This window comes from Micromonospora sp. A3M-1-15, assembly GCF_024213425.1.
GTDB lineage: Bacteria > Actinomycetota > Actinomycetes > Mycobacteriales > Micromonosporaceae > Micromonospora > Micromonospora chersina.
Genome location: NZ_JANAVK010000004.1, coordinates 708879 through 729810, shown reverse-complemented (window position 1 = coordinate 729810; position 20932 = coordinate 708879). Strand labels below are relative to the sequence as shown.

Here is a 20932-nt window from a genome sequence, read left to right as displayed (position 1 = left end):
ACAGCGTTGTCTAATCTCCTTCGGACGGTTGTTTTGTTCCTGAGAGGAACAGGGATGAACCACGCCTTTGTTGCCGCGCTGGCCGACGCGGGCCACACGGCCGAAAGCCTGGCGGGTCGCCTCGGTGTGCATCCGAAGACCGTCGCGCGGTGGGCAAACCCTGGGCACATCCCGCAGAGCCGGCACCGTGCCACCGTCGCAAACATGCTCGGCCGGCCTGTCGACGCGCTCTGGCCTGACGTGGTGAAGCGCCGCGAGCCCGTGTGGTTCCGGCCGTGGGTCGACATCGAGCGCGAGGCGGTCGCGCTGCGCTCATTCGAGCTGGCCTGGGTGCCGGGGCTGCTCCAGACGGAGGCATACGCCCGCGCCACGTTCATCGGTCAGCCCTTCACGCCGGCCGAGGTCGCCGATCTGGTCGCGGCGCGGCTGGACCGGCAGGCGATCCTGACCCGGGAGCGGGGGCCGCTGTTCGTCGCGGTGGTCGACGAGCAGGTCCTGCGCCGCCCCGCCGCCGGCGATCGACAGCTCATGGCCGCACAACTGTCCCACCTCGTGGCCTGCGCCGAGCTGCCCACCGTCCAGCTCCACATTGTTCCGCGTGACACCTCGACGTATCCCGGGCTGGACGGGCCCTTCACGCTGGCGGAACTGCCGGACGGGACGCGGGTCACCCACGTCGACAGCCAGGCCCGCGCGCAGATCATCGACCAGGCATCCGAGATTGCTACGCTTGAGCGTCGGTGGGAACGCATCCGGGGCGAGGCTCTTCCCCGCGGGCGGTCCCTGGATCTCCTGAGAGAAGCGGCGACAGCATGGACCTGATCGGTGCCCGGTGGCGCAAGAGCACCAGGAGCGGCGGCAACGGCGGCAACTGTGTCGAGGTCGCGGACAACCTCGCGGGCGTCGTCGCCGTACGTGACTCGAAGGACCCGGCCGGGCCGGTCCTCACCTTCGACCCGGCCGCCTGGACGCGGTTCGTGGCGACGGCCAAGCGCGGCTGACCCGTACCCCTGAAGGCCCTCGGCGACGCGCCGGGGGCCTTCGGTGTGTCTCCGGCGCGGACGGCGCCCGCTTGTGGCGTCACTCGGGCGGAGCGTGCGGCGGAAGCGGAAGCCGGCGAGATCCGGGCGCGATCACGGGCGATCGGGCCTGACACGCCGGCCGCGGACGGCGCACAATCTGAACGTGTTCAAAAACTCCTGGGCCGGCACCTGGCTGCTGATCGGTCTGGTCGGATCGGTGCTGCTTCGCGGCATCCTGTGGCTGCTCACGATCTTGAACTTCGGGCCACTCCTCGGGCCCGCCGACCTGATGCTCATCGACGCGACCGACCACACCGTCGGCACCGCGATCTGGCTCGGCGACATCGTCGCGTCGTTCCTGTGCGCCATCGCGACGGGCGTCGCCTGCGGGGGACTGCGCCGCGACCACGACTGGGCGTACCGGCTGGGACGGGGGCTGGCCCGGTTCTACGTGGCGGTGAACGCGGCGACCGCCACCGCATGTGGCGTACTGATGGCGACGGAAAGCCCGTCGGTGTGGAGCCTGACGGACTGGAGCTTCGTGGGCCTCCCGTTCGTGCTGTACGTCGTCTCGATCGTCGTCGCCGTCCTGGCGCTTCGCCAGCTCGCGGCGCCTCGCCCGTCCCAGCCGGCGCCGAGCCGGTCCGAGCTGGACCCGGTGCGGGACACCTGACGACGGGTGCTGGCCCGTCAGGACCGCTCCTCAGGCCGACGGGGTTCCCAGGATCTTCTTGAGCAGGGCGAGGTCGGCACTGACGAGCCCGGCGTCCCGGTCGAACTCGGCGTCGGTCATCCCCGGCGAGCGGCGCACCGTGAAGACCACCTCGCAGCCGTCGCCGTCCGCGATGGCCCGCAGCGGCACGTACACCGTCTCGCCGGAGGGCGTCACCACCTCGTGGTCGAGCACGCCGTACTCGTTGCGCGGGGCGAAGGTGAAGCGCGCCCGGCCCTCCGGTGTCTCGACGAACCACTCGCCGTCCTCGCGCACCACGGAGCTGCCCAGGCCGGGCGCCCAGCGGGACAGGTTGCGGGGGTCGGCGACGAACGCGTAGACCTCGGCGACCGGCCGGTCGATGTGCACGCTCAGGTGCCGCGATTCCGTGGACATCACCCCATCATGGCAGTGCGGCGTGGTCAGGCGCTCGTGAGAATGGCGAGTTGCCGGGTCGCGCGGGTCATCGCGACGTAGCGGTCGACCGCGCCCTCGATGCCGGTCCCGAACGCCTCCGGGTCGACGAGGACGACCAGGTCGAATTCGAGCCCCTTGGCCAGTTCCGGGGTCAGCGACCGGACCCGGGACGTCGCCGGGAAGGTGGGATCGCCGATGACGCAGGCCGTCCCCTCGGCGTGCGCGGCGAGCCAGGTGTCGAGGATCGAACCCAGTTCGGAGACCGACCCGTGTACGACGGGGACGTCGCCGCCGCGGATGGAGGTCGGCACGTTGGCGTCCGGCAGCACGGCCCGGATGACCGGCTCGGCTTCCGCCATGACCTCCTTCGGCGTCCGGTAGTTGACGGTCAGGGAGGCCAGGTCGATCCGGTCGAGCCCGATCCGCTCCAGCCGTTCCCGCCACGACTCGGTGAACCCGTGCCGGGCCTGGGCGCGGTCGCCCACGATGGTGAAGCTCCGGGACGGGCAGCGGAGCAGCAGCATCTGCCACTCGGCGTCGGTCAGTTCCTGGGCCTCGTCCACGACGATGTGCGCGAACGGGCCGGCGAGCTGGTCCGGGTCGGCGCTGGGCAGCGCGGCCTCGTCGACCAGGGCGTCCCGCAGGTCCTGCTGGCGCAGCATGGTCAGCAGGCCCTCACCGTCGTCGTAGACGTCGGCCGCGATGAGGTCGTCGACGACTGTGGCCATCCGGGCGCGTTCGGCGGCGACGGTGGCCTCGTGCCGGCGGTTGCGCCGTGACGTCTCCGGGTCGCCGAGCCGCTGCCGTGCCGCGTCCAGCAGCGGCAGGTCGGACACGGTCCAGGCCCGCGGATCGTCGCGCTGGAGCTTCCGGACCTCGTCAAGACTGAGCCAGGGGGCGCACCTGCGCAGGTACGCGGGGACCGACCACAGGTCCGCGACCACGTCGGTCGCTTCGAGCAGCGGCCAGGCGCGGTGGAGGGTCGTCCGCAGTTCCCGGTTCTGCTCCAGCGACCGGCGGACCAGGTCCTCCGGCTCGTCGCCGTCGTACCTCTCCAGCAGGATCGTGAGCAGTTCCGTCCAGATCTCGTCGCGCGCCTCGTTGTGCGGGGTGCCGGGTCCCGGCGCCGCGAACGCCTCGGCCCAGTCGTCGGCGCTGAGCCGGATGTCGGTGTCGCCCGCCGTGACGGTCGTCCCCTTGGCCGGCGGCTCCTCATAGAACCGGACGGCCGCCTCGATCGCCCCCACCAGGTCCGCGGACGACTTCAGGCGCGCCACCTCCGGGTCCGTCTCGGTGCCCGCCCCGGCTCCCTCGGGAACGAGGTCCCGCAGGGTGCAGGTCTGCACGTCCTCCTCGCCGAGGCTGGGCAGGACGTCGGCGACGTAGGCCAGGTAGGGCTGGTGCGGACCGACGAACAGCACGCCGCCCTGGCGGTGACCGAGGCGCGGGTCGGAGTAGAGCAGGTAGGCGGTGCGGTGCAGGGCGACGACGGTCTTCCCGGTGCCCGGTCCGCCGTCGACGACGAGAGCGCCCCGGGAGCCCGCCCGGATGATGGCGTCCTGGTCGGCCTGGATGGTGCCGAGCACGTCCCGCATCCGGTTCGACCGGCTGCCGCCCAGGCTGGCGATGAAGGCGGACTGGTCGTCGAGCGCGGCGTGCCCCTCCAGACCGTCCGGGGTGAACACCTCGTCCCAGTAGTCGATGACGCGGCCCCGGGTCCAGCGGTACCGGCGGCGGCTGGCCAGACCCATCGGGTTGGCGTGGGTCGCGCCGAAGAACGGCTCGGCCGCGGGGGAACGCCAGTCGACCAGCAGCCGCCGACCCGTGGTGTCCGTGAGGCCGTGCCGTCCGACGTACACGGGCTCGGGGTTGTCGGCACCGACCATGCGCCCGAGGCACAGGTCCAGGCCGAAGCGGCGCAGGGCGCGCAGGCGACCGGTCAGCCGGCGGATCTCCATGTCCCGGTCCGACGCCCGGCGGCCGATGCCGCCGGGCGCCCGGCGCTCGGCGTCGAGGCGGTCGGACAGGTCGGCGCGCAACTGCTCCAGGGTTTCCGCGATGGCCGCGAAGTGCTGCTCGTCGCCGGCGATCAAGGTCGGGTCGGCCTTGGCGGACAGGTGGTCGGGAAGGTCGAACGCGCTGGTGGTCTGAGAATTCAATTCATCAAATCCGATCTGAAGTCGCACGTCGCGACTCCCCCGATGTGCGCGGGCACTGGCCTCGGCCAGCGATTCTGCGTCACGAACCGGGTCTTGCCGCAAGACCCCCCTTGCGGTATACCTTGAAAGTGGAGGGGTTCATGCCTTCCTTCAGGCGTGATCGACACCGGCCCCAAAGGGGCGGGAGCCGCCGATCCGCCGTCGGATCCGGGCAGCTCCCGCCGATCCCGTGAGGTCAGTCGGTGGCGGCGCGCCGGCGCTCCTCGCGCAGCTTCATGGCGTACTCCAGCAGCGTGATCAGCACTTCCTTGACCGACTCCCGCTTCCGCGCGTCGCAGAGCACCACCGGCACCTCCGGGTCGAGGTCGAGCGCTCCCTGCACCTCGTCCAGCCGGTACTGCTTGGCGCCCTCGAAGCAGTTCACCGCCACCACGAAGGGCGTGCCCCGCCCCTCGAAGTAGTCGATCGAGGGGAAGCAGTCGGCCAGCCGCCGCGTGTCGGCCAGCACCACCGCCCCGATCGCGCCCAGCGCCAGCTCGTCCCAGACGAACCAGAACCGGTCCTGCCCGGGGGTGCCGAACAGGTAGAGCACCAGGTCGTCGCTGAGGGTGATCCGGCCGAAGTCCATCGCCACGGTGGTGGTGGTCTTCTCCTCCACCCCGGACAGGTCGTCGATGCCGATCCCGGTCTCGGTCAGCACCTCCTCCGTCCGCAGCGGTTTGGTCTCGCTGACCGCGCCGACCAGGGTGGTCTTGCCGACGCCGAAACCGCCGGCGATCAGGATCTTGATCGCGGTGGGCAGCGGCGCCGCTCCCGCCGGCCGCTCAGAGCGCCCGTAGTCCATTGATAACCGCCTCGAAAACACTGTCGTCGGGAAGGCCGGCGGGGGTCGCGCGCGGCTCACGGACCTGCACCAGGCTGCGGGCCGCCAGATCACCCAGGAGGACCCGTACGGTGCCCACCGGCAGGTCGAGATGGGCGGCGATCTCGGCGACGGACTGGATCCGCTGGCAGAGGCCGACGATCGCCACGTGCTCCGGGCCGAGCCCGGACTCCGACCCCACCTCGGCCCGGGTCGCCGTGACCAGGGAGATCAGGTCGAACGTGCCGGTCACCGGGCGGGCCCGGCCACCGGTCACCGCGTAGGGGCGCACCACCGGACCGGCGTGGTCGTCCACCCACTCGTGCTCCGCGGACTCCCCCCGGCCGCTCATCGCGCCGGATTCTCGCCGAGGGGCTGTTCCCGTGTCGGTGAGGCGACGAACCGGCCGACCCGGGTGACCAGCATGGCCATCTCGTACGCGATCAGGCCGACGTCGGCGTCCTCGGACGCCAGCACGGCCAGGCAGGCGTTGCGGCCGGCCGCGGTCACGAACAGGAACGACGACTGCATCTCGATGATGGTCTGCTGCACCTGACCACCGCCGAACCGCTTGCCCGCGCCCCGCGCCAGGCTCTGGATGCCCGCCGCCATCGCCGCCAGGTGCTCGCCGTCGTCCCGGCTCAACCCGCGCGACGAGGCCATCAGCAGTCCGTCGGTGGAGAGCGCCACGGCGTGTTCCGCCTGCTTGACCCGGCCGACCAGGTCGTCCAGCAACCACGTCAGGTCCGCGCTCGAAGCCGTCTTCTGCGCCACTCGTCGTCCTCTTCTCCCCCGGCTGGTGTGCCGTGCTCGTCCGGGACCGCGGATCGGCGGTCCCTAGGTCGCCTGACCGTCGCCGGTGTCCGGCGCGCCGGCCTCGTGCGCCCCGCCGAGCAGCCGGGCCGCGTCGGTCCGGCCGCGTCGGGTGCCGCTCTGGTAGGAGCTCATCATGCGGCGCACCTGCTCCGGCGGGCGCACCACGTCGTCGTCACCGTCGTCGTCCGGAGTGGACGAATCGTGCCGCAGCTCCGGCGCCAGGCTCGCCTGGCGGACCCGGACCGGCAGGCCGCCGTCGGTCCGGGCCGGCGCCGCGTCGTCGGCCGGCCGGCCGTCGGCGGGCGCGGCATCCACCGTCGACCCCACCGCGGCCTCCGCCGGCGCGGGCTGCCTCTTCCGGGTACGCGCCGGTAGCCCCGACGGGGTGAGCCGGGGCTCGGCCGGTTCGGCCTCCGGCGCCGGGGCGGGCTGGTCCACGCCGTCCTCGGCGGCCTCCGCCGTGCCGGTGCTCTCGGCCACCGCCACGGGGGCGGCGGGCCGCTCGCCGGAGGGCCGGGCCGCGCCGTCCGATCCGGCGGGGACGGGCGTGGCCGGGGCGGGCTGCCCGGTGCCGACCGGGAAGCCGCCGGAGGTGCTCGGGTCCGGCCCGTCCTGGGTGACCAGCTCGAGCGGGATCAGCACCACCGCCGTCGTCCCGCCGTACGCCGATTCCTTGAGCTGCACCTTCACCCCGTGCCGCTCGGTGAGCCGGCTGACCACGAAGAGGCCGAGCCGGGCGGCGTTGGCCAGGTTCAGCTCGGACCGGTCCACGATGCGCCGGTTCGCGGCGGCCAGCTCCTCGGCGCCCATGCCGAGGCCGCGGTCCTCGATCTCGATGGCGAAGCCGTTGGCCACCATCTGGCCGCGGACCTCGACGGTGGTGTGCGGCGGCGAGAAGGAGAGGCCGTTCTCGATCAGCTCGGCCAGCAGGTGGATGACGTCGCCGACGGCCCGGCCGGTCAGCGCGACCGGGCCGAGCGGCCGTACGGTCACCCGGGTGTAGTCCTCGACCTCGGCGACCGCGCCGCGCACCACGTCGACCATCGGCACGTTGCGCCGCCAGGCCCGGCCCGGCGTCGAGCCGGAGAGGACGATCAGGTTCTCCGCGTTGCGCCGCATCCGGGTGGCCAGGTGGTCGACGCGGAACAGGTCCTCCAGCTCCTCGGCGTCGTGCTCCCGGCGTTCCATGGCGTCGAGCAGGGTGAGCTGGCGGTGCACCAGCGCCTGGGTGCGCCGGGCCAGGCTGAGGAAGACCTCGCGGACGTTGCGGCGCAGCTCGGCCTGCTCGACGGCGGTCCGGATGGCGGTCTCCTGCACGGCGTTGAACGCCTTGCCGACCTGCCCGATCTCGTCGTCACCGGTCTGCAGCGGCGGCGCCTCGCGGGCGACGTCGACCTCCTCGCCGTGGCCCAACCGCTCCACCACGCTGGGCAGCCGCTCGTTCGCCAGCCGGAACGCCGCCTCGCGCAGCCGTTCGAGCTGCCGGACCAACGCCCGGGCGGTGGTGATGGACACGACGACGGACGCGATGACGGCGATCAGGCCGAGGCCGGCGGCGAGCACCAGCCGGACGATGACGCCGACGGCGACCGGGGTGGCCCGCGAGACGATGTCCTCACCGCCGGCGAGGATCACCCCGCGCAGGTCCTCCATCGACCGGCTGACGGCGGCCTGCCAGGCCGCCGCGGTGACCGGCGGCCGCACGTCGTTGCCCTTCGCGGCGAGCACCCGGTCCTGGAGGGCGCGCAGCTGCTGGAACGCCTCGCCCTCGGTCATCTGCTGGTAGCGGGCCCGGTCGGTCGGGGCGAGGTCGCGGGCGGTCCGGTCGGCGAGGAACCACTGGGCGCCGACCAGCCGGGCGAAGGCGGCCTGCTCGGACACGGTCATCCGGTTGGCCGCCACCGCGCCGGTCAGCAGCGCGTCCTGCTGGGACAGCAGCTCCCGGGCCCGGTTCAGGTCGATGAGCGCGGCCGTGTCGCGGGCGATCTCGTCGTCGTCCAGGCCGCCGAGCGCGTCGAAGACCCCGAAGATGGCGTCGACCGCCTCGTTGTACGCGGCCAGCGTCGCGGTCCGGTCGATGGTCTTGCGGCCCACCTCGGCGCGTACCTCGCCGAGCTGCCCGACCTGGGTCTTCAGCTCGGCGATCCGCTGCTCCAGCTCGGCGCTGGCCGGGATCTCGGTGCGCCAGTCCTGCGCGGAGCGCCACAGCGCCGCGGCGCTGTCGTCCGTGCGCTGGCGCTGCGCGACCAGCTCCTGCAACTGGTCCGGGTCGGACTGTCCCAGGTACAGCAGCGACAGCCGCCGCTCGTTCTGGAGCTGGAGCAGCAGCGGGTCGCTCGGCTCGAAGACCCGCGCGTTGAGCGCCTGCACACCGAGCAGGTTGAAGCCGTCGCGCACGGTCACCCAGGCCGCGAAGGCCCAGAGCGCGATCAGGGACGCCAGCAGCGCGATGATCTTCGTACGGAGATTCGTACTGCGGGAACCCATCACACCGTCCTGGCCCGGTATTCGATCAGTCCGAAATCCGATCGACTCCGGCGCACGCTAGCAGCCGTCGTGAACTCCATTCAAGCGATCCTGATCATGGTGTCGTCGCCCGGCTGGCCGTGGCGCCGGCCGACCACGACGCGGCCAGCACCGCGGCGCGCACGATCAGCGTCGGACGGTAGAGATCCTTGTCGTGCCACAGGGCGGGCCCGTCCGCGGATCCGTCCCACTCGGACAGTCGACGCCGTCCGCGTACCAGCGCGGCGGCCACCCGGAGGTCCCCCGGCCGCCCGGCGCCGGCCAGTGCGAGCACCGCGTACGCGGTCTCCTCGGCGGTGCCGCTCCACCGCCCCCAGGAGCCGTCCGCGCGCTGGGTCTCCAGCAACCAGCCGACCCCCCGGTCGACGGCGGCCCGCGCCGTGGCCCCGGGGGCGTGGTCGGCCAGTGCGAGCAGCACGCAGTACGTCGCGTAGTACGCCGACGCGTGCCAGCGGTCGCCCCACCGCCCGTCCGGCTCCTGCCGCTCGACCAGCCAGCCGGTGACCCGGTCCACGGTGGCCGCGACGCCGGGGTGGGCGGGGTGCTGTCCGAGGGCGTCGAGCACGTGCGCGTTCGTGGTCACCGACGCCCCGTCCTCCCCCGGCCAGGTGCAGAAGTGCCGCCCGGTGTCGTACGGGTCGAGCCGGGACACGTCGAGCGGCCGGCCCAGCCGGGCGAGCGCGTACAGGGTCACCGCGGTGGTGTCGGCGTCGGCGGGCAGCCCGGGCCCGGTGGCCGCGCCGGACACGCCCACGGCCGCCCGCAGCTCGGTCACGAGCGACCCCGGAACGGTCAGCGGCGCCCCGGCCCGGGCCAGGATGGCGAGCACCCAGGCCCGCTCGAAGACGGTGATGGGGCTGGCGCAGGGCACCGGGCCGCGCCGGCCGACCGCGTGCAGGTAGTCCAGGGCGGGGCCGGGTTCGGGGTGACCGAGCCAGGCGGCCGTCGCGGCGGGCGAGGCCCCGACCGCGCCCGCCTCGCCGGGCCGCACCCCGGCCGCCCGGCGGGCCCGGTCGCCGCCCACCTCCAGGGCGTGCGCCAGCTTCTCGGGGACCGGCCGGCCGGCGGCCAGCAGGCCGCGTACCCGGGTCAGCCGGCCCGGGTCGAGACCGGCCGGCAGCGGCAGGCGCCTCCCGGCCCAGCCGGCCAGCCCGGCCGGGGGCTGCGCGAGGTGCCGGTCGACGGCCTCCCGCAGCGCCGGCACGATCAGGTCGGTGGCGGGCAGGTCGGGCGGGGCCCCGGCGTCGAGGGCGCCGGCCAGGAAGGTCAGCCCCCGGTGCGCGGCGCCGGCCAGCCTTCCGGCCGGACCCCGGCCGCCCCGGCTCAGCACGGTCAGCAGGGCCTCCGTGGCGCTCAGCGTGGGCACCACGGCGTACCCGCCGGGGCCGCCCCAACCGCCGTCGCCGCGCTGCCGGTCGAGCAGCCAGGAGACGCGGACGTCGTGGCCGGGCAGCCAGGGCGCCAGGGCGACCAGCCGGCCGGTCTCGTAGACCGAGGCGGAGGTCTCCCCCGCCGGGTTGTCCACCATGGCCGCGACCAGGTCCCGGGCCTGCGCGGCGCGCGCGTCGCCGGGGTGGGTGACCGGCGCAGGCCCCGCGGTGAGGCTCACTGGGCGCCCCAGAAGTCGGTGAGCCGGTAGAAGCCGCTGGTGAAGCCGAGCTGCCGGGCGAGGAAGTCGGCCTGCCGGGGGCAGGCGGGGGCGAGGTCGGCCAGCAGCCGCCGGCAGTGGTCGACCTGCTCCGCCAGCCGCCGCTCGATCTCCGCGGGGTCGTCCACCAGCATCAGCGCGTTGAGGTCGCCCCACTCCCGGTCGCGCCGGTGGGTGCCGAGGTCGTTGACCAGCCGCAGGGCCCGCTGCACCTCGTCGCTCACCGCGACGAGCCGGGGCAGCGAGCGGTGCGTGCCGGCGTCCCCGGTGTGGATCCAGTGGGCCACGTTCACCACGGTGGCGGCGAGGTTGTCGGCGTTCGCCAGGTAGTCGGCGAGAGTGGGGCGGCCGGTCTGCTTCCATTCCCACTCGCGGGCCATCGCGTCGAGGGTGCGTTCCATCGCGTCCCGCCACGACCCGCGCAGCTCCGCGTAGGCGGGGGTGGCGGCCAGGTCGTCGCGCAGCTCGGCGAGGAACCGGCCCAGCGGGTCGTCGGGCACGCCGCCGTCGACCACGGTGAGACAGGTCTTGACGATCCGGTCGACCTCCGACCGGGACTGCGCCAGGTGGTCGACCTGCCAGTCGACCGCGAAGCCCCAGAGCACGGCCCGGTTGGTCAGCGCCAGCTCGTCGGCGGTGCACCAGGGCGCGCTGAACGCCATGGCGAGGGCGATGCTGCTGAACAGCGTCGCGTCGAACGGCCGGCCGGGGAACAGCTCGGCGTGCCCGGCGGCGCAGCGCGCCAGGTCACGCTGGCCCTTGGCGGCGAGCGCGCAGATCCGCCCCTGCTCCGCGGCCGCGGCGACCGGATCCGGCGCGTCCGCGCCGGTCATGCCGGTTCCGCCCGCCGGTCGGCGGCGAGCAGGGTCAGCTCGACCCGTCCCCGGGGCCGCAGCGCCGCGGCCAGCCGCAACCCGGGTACGCCGGGACGGCGCAGCCGGAAGCGGTAGCGGCTGAGCATCGTGGCGAGGATGAGCTGCGCCTCCAGGTAGAACAGGTACATCCCGAGACACTGGTGCGGGCCGCCGCCGAAGGGGAAGTGCGCGTACCGGTGCCGGGCGCGGACGCGCTCGGGCCGGAACCGTTCCGGGTCGAACTCGTCCGGCCGGTCCCAGAACTGCCGCATCCGCTGGGTGATCAGCGGGCTGGCCACCACGGTCGCCCCGGCCTCGATGGGCACTCCGTCGATGACGTCGGCGGCCACGGCGCGGCGCGGGATGATCCAGCCGATCGGGTAGAGCCGGAGCAGCTCGTCCAGGACCATCCGGGTGTAGGTCAGCTCGGCGAGGTGTTCGCGGCGTACCGGTTCGCCGCCCACCACCCGGTCGATCTCGGCGTAGAGCCGGTCGGCGATGTCGGGCCGCTGCTCCAGGTGGGGCCAGGCCCAGGTGAGCACGTTGATGGTGGTCTCGGTGGTGGCCGCGAACATGGCCACGGTGTCGTTGCGGACCTGCCGCTCGTCGAGCTGCCGGCCGTCGTCGGTGCGGGCCCGCCAGAGCGTGGAGATGATGTCGTCGCCCTGGTCGGCCACGGCCCGGGTCTCCCGGACGATCGGCACCAGCACCTCGTCGACGACGCGGACCGCGCGGCGGAACGGGCGGTCGCCCGGCATCGGCAGGGAGAGCGGGGCGAACGGCACGACGATCCGGGGGATCACCGCGGTGGCGATGACGTCCTGGGCGTCGATCACCCGCAGCGCGTCCGGCACGGAGATCTTGTCGGCGAAGAGCACGCGCATGATCGCCCGGCTGACGATCCGGGCCTGCTCGGTGCCGATGTCGACGGCACGCCCGGCGCGGAACGGCTCGTCCAGCTCGTCGACGGCGTCCCGGATGGCGTCGGCCATGCCGTCGATCAGCGCCTCCACCCGCTTGGCGGTGAACATCGGCTGGAGCATCCGGCGGCTGGCCGACCAGATCTGCCCCTCGCCGAGGATGCCCTCGCCGAACAGCCGCTTGACCGGGCGCCAGAACAGTCCGTCGCCGGCCCGCTCGTAGTTGTCCGCCCGGTCGCGGAGCACGTGCTGGACGTGCCGGGGGTGGGTGACCAGGTAGGGGCGGAACGATCCCAGGTTCAGCCGGACGAGGTCACCCCCGGTCCGGTTGCCCACGTCGATCAGCGCGCGGGCCGGGTCGCGGAGCATGCCGGGCAGGATCTGACGCAGGGGAACGGGGTGGGGCCGCCCGGTGGGCCGGGGCGCGATCGGCGACTCGTCCACGTGGATGGCTCCCTCAGTTCTACCCAGGGTCGCGACAACGTCATGACCCGTGACGTTGCCCGCGAGCATGCCATCCTGAACGACGGATAAAAAGGCGGACGGGAAAATATCTCACTGAACAACAGTCCCGCCGTCGACAATGGAGCGCGTGGGATATGCGCCGCGCCGGAAGGCTTCCGGCGCGGGCCGCTTTCCATCGTGGACAGTGCCGCCGGCCTCCGGCGCAGGTCCGGCCGGCACCGCCCGTCGAACCCGCCGGCCGCCGCCGGCCGAGCCGGCCCTGCCGCCCGGCGGCCGGCTCGATCAACTCCTGCCCGGCCGACTGGGGAGAACGCGGGCGCGTGCCCGCCCCCTGTGCCAAGCTTCGGGCATGGACGACAAGACCATCCTGAGCCGGATCTCCGAACTCGTCGACGAGGAGCACCGGCTGCGCGCGTCTGCGCAGGAGCACGAGGCCGGCACCGACGACGAGGCCAAGGAGCGGCTACGGGCCCTGGAGGAGTCCCTCGACCAGTGCTGGGACCTGCTCCGCCGCCGCCGGGCGGCCCGCCAGGCACACGGCGACCCGGATGCCCAGGGCCAGCGCCCGGTGACCGAGGTCGAGCGCTACATGCAGTGACGCCGGGCCGGCGGCCCACGTGCCGGCGTCCCGGGCGGGCATCGGCCCGCCCGGGACGCGACGCGCTCAGCGGAGGCCTGCCTCCCGCAGCAGCACCTCGGTCAGCGCCTCCGGGTCGGTGTCCGCGGCCGGCAGGCCCCGGGCGGTGAACCAGGCACCGACCACCCGGACGTCCCGGGCCAGGAACTCCGCACCCTGCGGGTTGGCCACCACGTCGACCACCTGCGGCAGGTCGATCATGACCAGGCGCCCGGCGTGCACCAGCAGGTTGTACGGCGACAGGTCGCCGTGGGCGTACCCGGCGCGGGCCAGCACCACGAGGGCGTCGACCAGCTGCTCCCAGAGGTCGCGCAGTTCGGCGCCCTCGGGGCGGAGCTGGGCCAGCCGGGGCGCGGCCTCGCCCGCCTCGGCGTCCCCCACGAACTCCAGCATCAACTCGGTGCCGAGCAGCTGCACCGGGTAGGGCACGGCGATCCGCCCGGAGGCGGCGCCGATCTCCCAGAGCCGGGCGAGCGCGGCGAACTCCGCCGCCGCCCACTGCCCGGCGATCATCTGCCGGCCGAACGAGGTCCGGCCGGCCATCGCCCGCATCTCCCGGGACCGGCGCACCCGGCGCCCCTCCAGGTAGCCGGCGTCGCGGTGGAAGAGGCGGTGCTGGGGGTCCCGGTAGCGCTTGGCGGCCAGCAGGCAGCCGCGGCCGGTGTCCCGCACGGCCCGGCGGACCAGGTGAACGTCCGCCTCCTTGCCGGTCTTCAGCACACCCAGCTCGGTGTCCTTCGCGGCCAGCTCGGTAACCAGCCAGTCCGGGTGGGGTTCAGGCCCGTGCACGGCCTGGTCCCAGGAGGACCAGCGGTCCTCCCCGTCCGGCTCGGCGTCGGGGTCGGCGAGAGCCGGCTCGGTGTGCCGGCCCCGCTTCAGGAAGTGGGACTCGTCGTCGTCGAAGCGGCTCTTGCCGCGGCCACGGCGCTGCGGCGCCGGGAAGTCGTGATCACGCACGGGTGGATCGGTCCTTCGATCGAGGCTGGTGGAGGCAGGTGGAACGACCCTGCAAAGACGGCCATGACCGACCTCCTCTCCTCGACCGGGACCCGCCCGGCTGCGCCCTCGCGCCGCACCATGGTCACGGGCGGCCCCGGACGGGTCAACCGAATTACCGCTCAGCCGGCCAGGACCGCGGCCACCGCGGCGATCAGCCCGTCCGCCGTGCGGGTGGGCGCGAACCGCGTGTCCGACCAGCGGCGGCCGCGGTGCAGCCAGACGCTGGGCAGCCCGACGGCGGTCGCGCCGCCGATGTCCGCCTCCGGGCTGTCGCCGATCACCCAGGCGCCGCGCAGCGGCATCCGGGCCCGCTGGGCGGCCAGCGCGAAGATGCGCGGGTTGGGCTTGCTGACCCCGGCCTCCTCGGAGATCACCCAGTCCGCGACGTACCGGTCCAGCCCGGTCTGCCGGATCTTGGCGTCCTGCTGCCGGGACGTGCCGTTGGTGACCACCACCGGCACCCAGCCGGCGTCGTCCGCGATCCGCAGCGCGCAGGCGACCAGCGGGTCCAGCCGGGTGAACGCCACCACCCCGTCGTGCAGCTCCTCGACCAGGTCGATGGAGGGGACGCGCAGCCCGTACCGGTCCCGGATGGCGTCCGCGACGTCCCACCGGTCGGTCAGGCCGTCGGCGTCGACGGAGAGCAACCAGTCGATGTCGGTGGGCGGAGCGCCGATGCTGTCCAGGAACCGCTCACCCCAGGCGCGGAACGGCACCTCGCGGTCGAGCAGGGTGTTGTCCAGATCGAGCAGGAGCAACGGCACTCGGGCACCCTACGGGACCGGGGTGCGCCACCGACAGGCCCGAGGGCACCAGGCCCTCAGCCGACGAGCGTCGTCCGGGCGAGCCCCTGGTCGGGCAGGCGGTCGGTGAGCATGGTGTGCGCCGCCCGGGTGGCGCCGAGGGCCGCCGGGTCGAGGGTTGCCACCAGCACGTCCTCGCCGGTGTCCGCGCCCCGGACCAGCGCCCGGCCCTCCGGCTCGTAGACCGCCGCCCCGCCGTTGAACCGCCACGGGTCGGCGCCGTCGACGGAGTTGGCGAAGACCACGTACATGGTGTTGTCCAGGGCGCGCGCGGCGTAGTACAGGTCGCGGCGGTGCTCGGAGCCGGCCAGGTAGCCGCTCGGGCAGAGGTAGCCGTGCGCGCCGTCGTCGGCGGCCGCCCGGCCGTGCTCGGGGAAGCAGCCGTCGTAGCAGATGCCGAGGCCGAACCGCCAGTCGTCGACCAGCAGCGTGGCGCCCCGCGGGCCGGGCACGAACAGCTCGCGCTCGCCGCTCCAGAGCTGCTGCTTGTCGTAGCCGACGGTGACCGCGCCGGTCGGGTCGACCACCAGCGAGGAGATGGTGCGCCGCCGGTCCGGGTGGCGGACGGCCGCGCCGATCACCACGCTCGTCGCGCCGTCGCGGGCGGCCGCGCGCAGCGGGTCCAGCCGCGGGTCGCCGACCCGGCCGTCGACGTCGGCGGCCACGTCGGTGCCGGCCGGGTCGGCGCCCAGGATCGGCGGGTGGTACGCGGGCAGGAACAGCTCCGGCAGCACCACCACCCGGGCGCCGGCGGCCCGGCCGACGAGGCGGGCGGCGGTGGTGGCGTTGCCGGCGACGTCACCGGGGACGGGCTCGGCCTGCACGGTGGCCACGGTCAGCGGGCGGGTGGGGAGGGGCACGGCCTGGGTCACCGGAGGATGGTAACCGGCGGGGCCGACCGGGCGGATCATGCGAAAACCGCATCTCAAGCCGTACGTACGGTTTGCATCGGCCGGGTCCACCTGCAACGATCGTGACGTGCCCAGAGTAAGCCAGGACCAGCTCGACGCGCGCCGGCAGGAGATCCTCGGCGCCGCGCGGGCGTGTTTCGCCCGGCACGGCTACGAGGGTGCCACCGTCCGCCGGCTGGAGGAGGCCACCGGGCTGTCCCGGGGCGCGATCTTCCACCACTTCCGGGACAAGGACTCGCTCTTCCTCGCCGTGGCCGAGGACGACGCCGCCGTCATGGTGGAGACCGTGGCCCGCAACGGCCTGGTCCAGGTGATGCGGGACCTGCTCGCCCGGGCCATCTCCCCGGACACCACCGGCTGGCTCGGCAGCCAGCTCGAGGTCTCCCGGCGGCTGCGCACCGACCCGGCGTTCGCCAAGCGCTGGGCGGAACGCTCGGCGGCGATCGCCGAGGCCACCCGGGAACGCCTGCTGCGCCAGCGGGAGGCCGGGGTGCTCCGCGACGACGTGCCGATCGACGTGCTGGCCCAGTTCCTGGAGCTGGCGTACGACGGGCTCGTGCTGCACCTGGCGATGGGCCGTCCCGCCGGTGACCTGGGCCGGGTGCTCGACCTGGTCGAGGAGGCCGTCCGCCGGCACTGACCGGCCCGGGTCTCGGTCCGGTAACTCGACCCGCCGGGAAGATCACCGCTGGCGCACCTGCTCCACAATGAGCCGCGACCCCTCGCGACAGGAGCAGAGCATGACCGTCCTCGCGGGCGACACCTGGGGCATCCCCGGCCCCGTCTTCCTCCGCTGGTACCTCGTGGCGGCCGTCGTGCTGGTCGCCGGTGCCCTGGTGTACCGCCGGCGCGCGCTGGCCGGCACCCCCGTGCAGGGGGACGGGCCGCTCGGGCCGCAGCAGGCCGCGTACCTGAACGGGGGCGAGCAGCTCGCCGTCTGGACCGCGCTCGGCGGGCTGCGCCGCGCCGGCGCGGTCGGCGTGCGCCCCGACCGGCGGCTCACCACCGGCGGCCCGCTGCCCGCCGGGGTCACCCCCCTGGACCAGGCGATCCACCACGCGGCGAGCCGGGGCCTGCGCTCCCGGGAGCTGGGCCGTGACGAGTGGGTCCGGCGCGCCCTCGACGAGCTGCGCGACGGTCTCGTGCGCCGGGGCCTGGCGCTGGACAAGGAGCGGCGGGCGACGCTGCGCCGCGGCGCGCTGCTGGTCGGCGCACTGCTGCCGCTCGGCCTCGTCCGGGCCTTCGCCGGCATCTCCAACGGCCGGCCCGCCGGCTGGCTGCTGCTCACCATGGTGCCGCTCTTCATCGCGTTCCTGCTGCTCAACCGGGTTCCGTGGCGCACCCGGGCGGCCAACCAGGCGCTGCGCGAGCTGCGCCGCCAGCACACCTGGCTGCGCCCCTCCGCCGCACCGGCGTACGCCACCTACGGCCCGTCCGACACGGCGATGGGTGTGGCGCTGTTCGGCACCGCCACCCTCTGGAGCATGGACCCGGGCTTCGCCGAGCAGGCCGAGATCCAGCGCCACGCGATGGGGGCGAGCGGCAGCTCGGGCAGCTCGTGCGGCGGCGGCAGCTCCTGCGGGGGCGGCAGCTCCTGCGGCGGGGGCAGCTCCTGCGGGGGCGGTGGCGGCTGCGGCGGCGGTGGCGGGTGCGGCGGATGACCACCGGCCCGTCCGGAGTGGGCATCGGGTGGCGGCCGGAGATCGCCGGCTTCGTGGCCGGCCTGCCCGGGCTCCGCTTCGTCGAGGTGGTCGCGGAGACGGTCGCCCCGGCCGGGCCACTCCCCGACGGCCTGGCCGAGCTGCGGGGGCGCGGCGTCACCGTCGTACCCCACGGCGTGAAGCTCTCCCTCGGCGGCGCGGAACCGGTGGACCCGGCCCGGGTGGCGCACCTGGCCGGTGTGGCCGCGGCGCTGGACGCGCCGCTGGTGAGCGAACACATCGCGTTCGTCCGGGCCGGCGGCCTGGAGGCCGGTCACCTGCTGCCGCTGCCGCGCAGCCGGGAGGCCGTGGCCGCCGTGGTGGCCAACGTCCGGCGGGCGCAGGCGGAGCTGCCGGTGCCGCTGGCCCTGGAGCCGATCGCCGCCCTCTTCGACTGGCCGGACGACGAGCTGGACGAGGCCGACTTCCTCACCGAGATCCTCGACGCCACCGGGGCGCTGCTGCTGCTCGACGTCGCCAACGTGCACGCCAACGCCCGCAACCGGGGCGGCGACCCGGCCGCCCTGCTGGACCGGCTGCCGCTGGACCGGATCGCCTACGTGCACGTGGCCGGCGGCGCCGAGCGGGGCGGCTTCTACCACGACACGCACACCGACCCGGTCCCCGCCGAGGTGCTCGACCTGGTCCGCGAGCTGTGCGGCCGGCGCCGGCCCCCGGCGCTGCTGCTGGAACGCGACGGCCACTACCCGCCCGCCGCCGAGCTGCGCGGCGAGCTGGACGCCCTGGCCGCCGCCTCCGGGTACCCGGTGGTCACGTGAGCGGCGGGGACCTGGCCGCGCGCCAGGCGGAGCTGGTGGCGGCGCTGGTGGCCGGCGGGCCGCTGCCGGCCGGGTTCGCCCCCGCGCCGGTCGAGGCGGCCCGGCGGGCGCTGCTGCGCAAGCGGGCCGGCGACGTGGCCCGGCACTGGCCGCTGCTGGCGGCCGGCCTCGGCGACGCGTGGCCGGCCACCTTCGCCGGCTGGGCGGCCGGCCGGCCCACCAACGGCTCGCTGCGCGACGGCTGGGACCTGGCCCGGGAGCTGCGCGACCGGGGCACGCTGCCGCCGCTGGGCGCCGAGGAGCTGGCCGCCCGCGAGGCGGCCACCCGCTACGACGGCCGCTCGGCCCCCCGGCCGCGCCGGCTGCCGGCCGTCGTCCGGGCCGGCGGCGCCGTCGCGGCCCAGCTCGCCGGCCGGGTACGCCTGCTCCGACCGGCGTCGCGCTGAGAGCGGGTGGCAGGCCCACCCGGGGTACGGCAGGATCGGCCTCATGGATCTCGGACTCGCCGACCGGGTGTACGTGCTGACCGGCGCCTCGGACGGCCTCGGCTTCGCCACCGCCGAGCAGCTCGTGGCCGACGGCGCCCGGGTGGTGATCTCGTCCCGCGCCCCCGAGCGGGTGGCCGCCGCTGTCGAGGCGCTCGGCGGGCCGGAGCGCGCGATCGGGCTGACCGCCGACCTCACCGACCCGGGCACCCCGGAGCGCCTGGTCGCGGCGGCGCGCGAGCAGTTCGGCCGGCTCGACGGGGCGCTGATCTCGGTGGGCGGCCCGCCCCGGGGCACCGCCGCCCAGATCACCGACGAGCAGTGGCGGGAGTCCTTCGAGACGGTCTTCCTGGGCAGCGTCCGCACCGCGCGCACGGTGGCCGCCGCGCTCACCGGTGGCGGCGCCATCGGGCTGGTGCTCTCCACCTCGGTCCGCGGCCCGCTGCCCGGGCTCGGCATCTCCAACGGTCTGCGCCCCGGCCTGGCCGGCGTGGCCAAGGACCTGGCCGACGAGTACGGCCCGCGCGGCGTACGGGTGGTCAGCCTCCTGCCGGGGCGGATCATGACCGCCCGGAACCGGGAACTCCTGGCCGCCGCCGGCGACCCGGAACGGGCCCGGGCCGAGGCCGAGGCGTCGATCCCGCTGGGCCGGATCGGTGACCCCGCCGAGTTCGGCCGGGTGGCCGCCTTCCTGCTCTCCCCCGCCGCCGGCTACGTCACCGGAGTGACCGTGCCGGTCGACGGCGGCGCGCTGCGCGGCCTGTGACGGCGAGCCGGTGACGGGGCGAAGCCGGCCCGGGGGGCGGTATCCCCGGCCGACGAAGGAGCAGCTCGCGGCGGCGGCCGACAAGCTGCTGCCGGACGTGATCGCCCCGGGGCTGGACGTGCTCTTCGTCGGGATCAACCCCGGCCTGTGGTCGGCGGCCACCGGCTGGCACTTCGCCCGCCCGGGCAACCGGTTCTGGCCGGCGCTGCACCGGGGCGGCTTCACCCCGCGCCAGTTGCACCCCAGCGAGCAGGACGAGCTGCCCGGCCTGGGGCTGGGCATCACCAACATGGTGGCGCGGGCCAGCGCCCGCGCCGACGAGCTGACCGCCGAGGAACTGGTCGAGGGCGCGCGGGAGCTGGCCGCCAAGGTGGCGCGCTACCGGCCGCGCTGGGTGGCGGTGGTCGGGGTGACCGCGTACCGGATCGGGTTCGCCCGGCCGAAGGCCGCCTTCGGGCCGCAGCCGGAACCGCTCGCGGCGGCCCGGCTCTGGGTGCTGCCCAACCCGAGCGGGCTGAACGCCCACTTCACCCCGGAGACGCTCGGCGCGGCCTTCGGCGAGCTGCGGGCCGCGGTCGCCGGTTAGCCGGTCAGCCGGCTTCGGCACGGCGACACCGACGGCGTTGAGATGGGCCCCCGTTGCGCTGTGGACGTGTCGGTCGTGCTCGTCGACGTCGCTACCCTCGGGAGGGAACCTCGGCAGATTGGCGAAGGGGCAGGTCATGGCCTTGCGTTTCGAGCATCGCGACACCGAGATCGACGTGAGCCTCGTCGACCGCGTGTGGCGCACCCGCTCCGACGCGGAGGAGACGATGACCTCCGCGGCACGCACCTCCTGGCATCTGATCCTCTCGCGGGCGCCGGGACGCCTGCTCGCCGGCCTGCGCGGGCCGGAGACGAGGGCGACGACGGCGCCGGTCCCGCCGGGCACCGAGTTCCTGGGGGTCCGGTTCGCATTCGGCGCGGTTCTCCGGCCGCATCCCGCAGCCTCGATCGTCGATGGGTACGTGCCGTTCCCGGTGACGGAATCGGGCCGGATCGTCATCGGCGGCGAGAGCTGGGAGGCGCCGACGTTCGAGAACGTCGAGCACTTCGTCCGGCGGTTGCAGCAGGCGGATCTGCTGGTGCGATCGCAGCTCGGGGACGAGGAGCGGGTGCCCGGGCATCGCGAGGCCAGCCCGACCGAGCGAACCCGGCAGCGTCGCCACCGCGCGATCGTCGGACTGTCGCAGACCGCCGTGAGGCAGATCGACCGCGCGAACGCCGCAGCCACGATGCTGCTCGACGGCCTTGACTGGCGCACGGTCGTCGAGACGTTGGGGTACTTCGACCAGGCCCACCTCGCGCATGCGCTGCGTCGCTACGTCGGGCGCACCGCACGGGAGCTGCGGGCGGGCCACGTCGCCGCGATGTCGTTCCTGTACAAGACCCACCCCGGGCCCGGCAGCTAG

The 20932-nt window shown here is 74.6% G+C and carries 23 protein-coding genes; 11 read left to right on the top strand and 12 right to left on the bottom strand.

Features of this window, described 5'->3' with window-relative positions; translation table 11 throughout:
- Window positions 1-54 precede the first annotated feature (54 nt).
- From NLX85_RS23855 to NLX85_RS23845, 3 genes are all read left to right on the top strand, one after another.
- On the top strand, window positions 55-822 hold the full coding sequence (locus NLX85_RS23855; protein ID WP_254338651.1) for a DUF5753 domain-containing protein: 768 nt from the start codon (window positions 55-57) through the stop codon (window positions 820-822).
- Window positions 813-1001 (top strand): DUF397 domain-containing protein, encoded by a 189-nt coding sequence (locus NLX85_RS23850; protein WP_254338649.1) that lies wholly within the window; start codon window positions 813-815, stop codon window positions 999-1001. The genes NLX85_RS23855 and NLX85_RS23850 overlap by 10 nt, the downstream gene beginning before the upstream one ends.
- Window positions 1002-1185: 184 nt before the next feature.
- Window positions 1186-1695 (top strand): hypothetical protein, encoded by a 510-nt coding sequence (locus NLX85_RS23845; protein WP_254338647.1) that lies wholly within the window; start codon window positions 1186-1188, stop codon window positions 1693-1695.
- Window positions 1696-1725: 30 nt separating this feature from the next.
- Here NLX85_RS23845 and NLX85_RS23840 read toward each other — a convergent pair whose 3' ends face one another.
- From NLX85_RS23840 to NLX85_RS23800, 9 genes are all read right to left on the bottom strand, one after another.
- Window positions 1726-2130, bottom strand: coding sequence for an SRPBCC family protein (locus NLX85_RS23840; protein ID WP_254338645.1), 405 nt, complete (start codon window positions 2128-2130; stop codon window positions 1726-1728).
- 26 nt (window positions 2131-2156) lie between these two features.
- Entirely contained in the window at window positions 2157-4310 is a 2154-nt protein-coding gene (helR, locus tag NLX85_RS23835; protein WP_254338643.1) for an RNA polymerase recycling motor ATPase HelR, read from the bottom strand.
- A gap of 235 nt (window positions 4311-4545) precedes the next feature.
- Window positions 4546-5154 carry an ATP/GTP-binding protein gene (locus tag NLX85_RS23830; RefSeq protein WP_254338641.1) on the bottom strand — a complete coding sequence of 203 codons (609 nt, stop codon included), beginning with the start codon at window positions 5152-5154 and terminating at the stop codon, window positions 4546-4548.
- Window positions 5135-5524, bottom strand: a complete 390-nt coding sequence (locus NLX85_RS23825; RefSeq protein WP_254338639.1) for a DUF742 domain-containing protein — start codon at window positions 5522-5524, stop codon at window positions 5135-5137. The genes NLX85_RS23830 and NLX85_RS23825 overlap by 20 nt, the downstream gene beginning before the upstream one ends.
- Complete coding sequence (locus tag NLX85_RS23820) at window positions 5521-5946, bottom strand: roadblock/LC7 domain-containing protein (protein WP_091320827.1); 426 nt, start codon at window positions 5944-5946, stop codon at window positions 5521-5523. Before NLX85_RS23820 ends, NLX85_RS23825 begins: the two co-directional genes overlap by 4 nt.
- A gap of 63 nt (window positions 5947-6009) precedes the next feature.
- Window positions 6010-8475 carry a nitrate- and nitrite sensing domain-containing protein gene (locus tag NLX85_RS23815; protein WP_254338636.1) on the bottom strand — a complete coding sequence of 822 codons (2466 nt, stop codon included), beginning with the start codon at window positions 8473-8475 and terminating at the stop codon, window positions 6010-6012.
- A gap of 94 nt (window positions 8476-8569) precedes the next feature.
- The gene (locus tag NLX85_RS23810; protein WP_254338634.1) at window positions 8570-10123 is read right to left on the bottom strand and encodes a terpene cyclase/mutase family protein; all 1554 of its coding nucleotides are present in this window, start codon (window positions 10121-10123) and stop codon (window positions 8570-8572) included.
- Window positions 10120-10995 carry a terpene synthase family protein gene (locus NLX85_RS23805; RefSeq protein ID WP_254338632.1) on the bottom strand — a complete coding sequence of 292 codons (876 nt, stop codon included), beginning with the start codon at window positions 10993-10995 and terminating at the stop codon, window positions 10120-10122. The genes NLX85_RS23810 and NLX85_RS23805 overlap by 4 nt, the downstream gene beginning before the upstream one ends.
- Window positions 10992-12305, bottom strand: coding sequence for a cytochrome P450 (locus tag NLX85_RS23800; RefSeq protein ID WP_254338816.1), 1314 nt, complete (start codon window positions 12303-12305; stop codon window positions 10992-10994). Before NLX85_RS23800 ends, NLX85_RS23805 begins: the two co-directional genes overlap by 4 nt.
- A gap of 445 nt (window positions 12306-12750) precedes the next feature.
- Between NLX85_RS23800 and NLX85_RS23795 the strand changes: the two genes are divergently transcribed.
- A complete protein-coding gene (locus NLX85_RS23795) occupies window positions 12751-12999 on the top strand; it encodes a DUF2630 family protein (protein WP_254338630.1) in 249 nt (82 codons plus the stop codon).
- Window positions 13000-13065: 66 nt separating this feature from the next.
- Here the strand turns inward: NLX85_RS23795 and NLX85_RS23790 are convergent, their stop codons facing one another.
- The 3 genes from NLX85_RS23790 to NLX85_RS23780 form a co-directional block, all read right to left on the bottom strand.
- Window positions 13066-13995: an RIO1 family regulatory kinase/ATPase gene (locus NLX85_RS23790; protein ID WP_254338629.1), complete on the bottom strand. Its 930-nt coding sequence runs from the start codon at window positions 13993-13995 to the stop codon at window positions 13066-13068.
- Window positions 13996-14156: 161 nt separating this feature from the next.
- Window positions 14157-14801 (bottom strand): HAD family hydrolase, encoded by a 645-nt coding sequence (locus NLX85_RS23785; protein ID WP_254338627.1) that lies wholly within the window; start codon window positions 14799-14801, stop codon window positions 14157-14159.
- Window positions 14802-14857: 56 nt separating this feature from the next.
- Complete coding sequence (locus NLX85_RS23780) at window positions 14858-15712, bottom strand: carbon-nitrogen hydrolase family protein (RefSeq protein WP_254338625.1); 855 nt, start codon at window positions 15710-15712, stop codon at window positions 14858-14860.
- A 106-nt stretch (window positions 15713-15818) separates the two neighbouring features.
- Between NLX85_RS23780 and NLX85_RS23775 the strand changes: the two genes are divergently transcribed.
- The 7 genes from NLX85_RS23775 (at window position 15819) to NLX85_RS23745 (ending at window position 20932) form a co-directional block, all read left to right on the top strand.
- Window positions 15819-16391, top strand: a complete 573-nt coding sequence (locus tag NLX85_RS23775) for a TetR/AcrR family transcriptional regulator (protein WP_091320811.1) — start codon at window positions 15819-15821, stop codon at window positions 16389-16391.
- 100 nt (window positions 16392-16491) lie between these two features.
- Complete coding sequence (locus NLX85_RS23770; protein WP_254338622.1) at window positions 16492-17412, top strand: TIGR04222 domain-containing membrane protein; 921 nt, start codon at window positions 16492-16494, stop codon at window positions 17410-17412.
- A complete protein-coding gene (locus NLX85_RS23765; RefSeq protein ID WP_254338620.1) occupies window positions 17409-18230 on the top strand; it encodes a DUF692 domain-containing protein in 822 nt (273 codons plus the stop codon). Before NLX85_RS23770 ends, NLX85_RS23765 begins: the two co-directional genes overlap by 4 nt.
- A complete protein-coding gene (locus NLX85_RS23760; RefSeq protein ID WP_254338618.1) occupies window positions 18227-18676 on the top strand; it encodes a hypothetical protein in 450 nt (149 codons plus the stop codon). The genes NLX85_RS23765 and NLX85_RS23760 overlap by 4 nt, the downstream gene beginning before the upstream one ends.
- Window positions 18677-18719: 43 nt before the next feature.
- Window positions 18720-19481 (top strand): SDR family oxidoreductase, encoded by a 762-nt coding sequence (locus NLX85_RS23755; RefSeq protein ID WP_189198409.1) that lies wholly within the window; start codon window positions 18720-18722, stop codon window positions 19479-19481.
- A 10-nt stretch (window positions 19482-19491) separates the two neighbouring features.
- Entirely contained in the window at window positions 19492-20067 is a 576-nt protein-coding gene (gene mug, locus NLX85_RS23750) for a G/U mismatch-specific DNA glycosylase (RefSeq protein ID WP_254338616.1), read from the top strand.
- A gap of 136 nt (window positions 20068-20203) precedes the next feature.
- Window positions 20204-20932, top strand: coding sequence for an AraC family transcriptional regulator (locus tag NLX85_RS23745; RefSeq protein WP_254338614.1), 729 nt, complete (start codon window positions 20204-20206; stop codon window positions 20930-20932).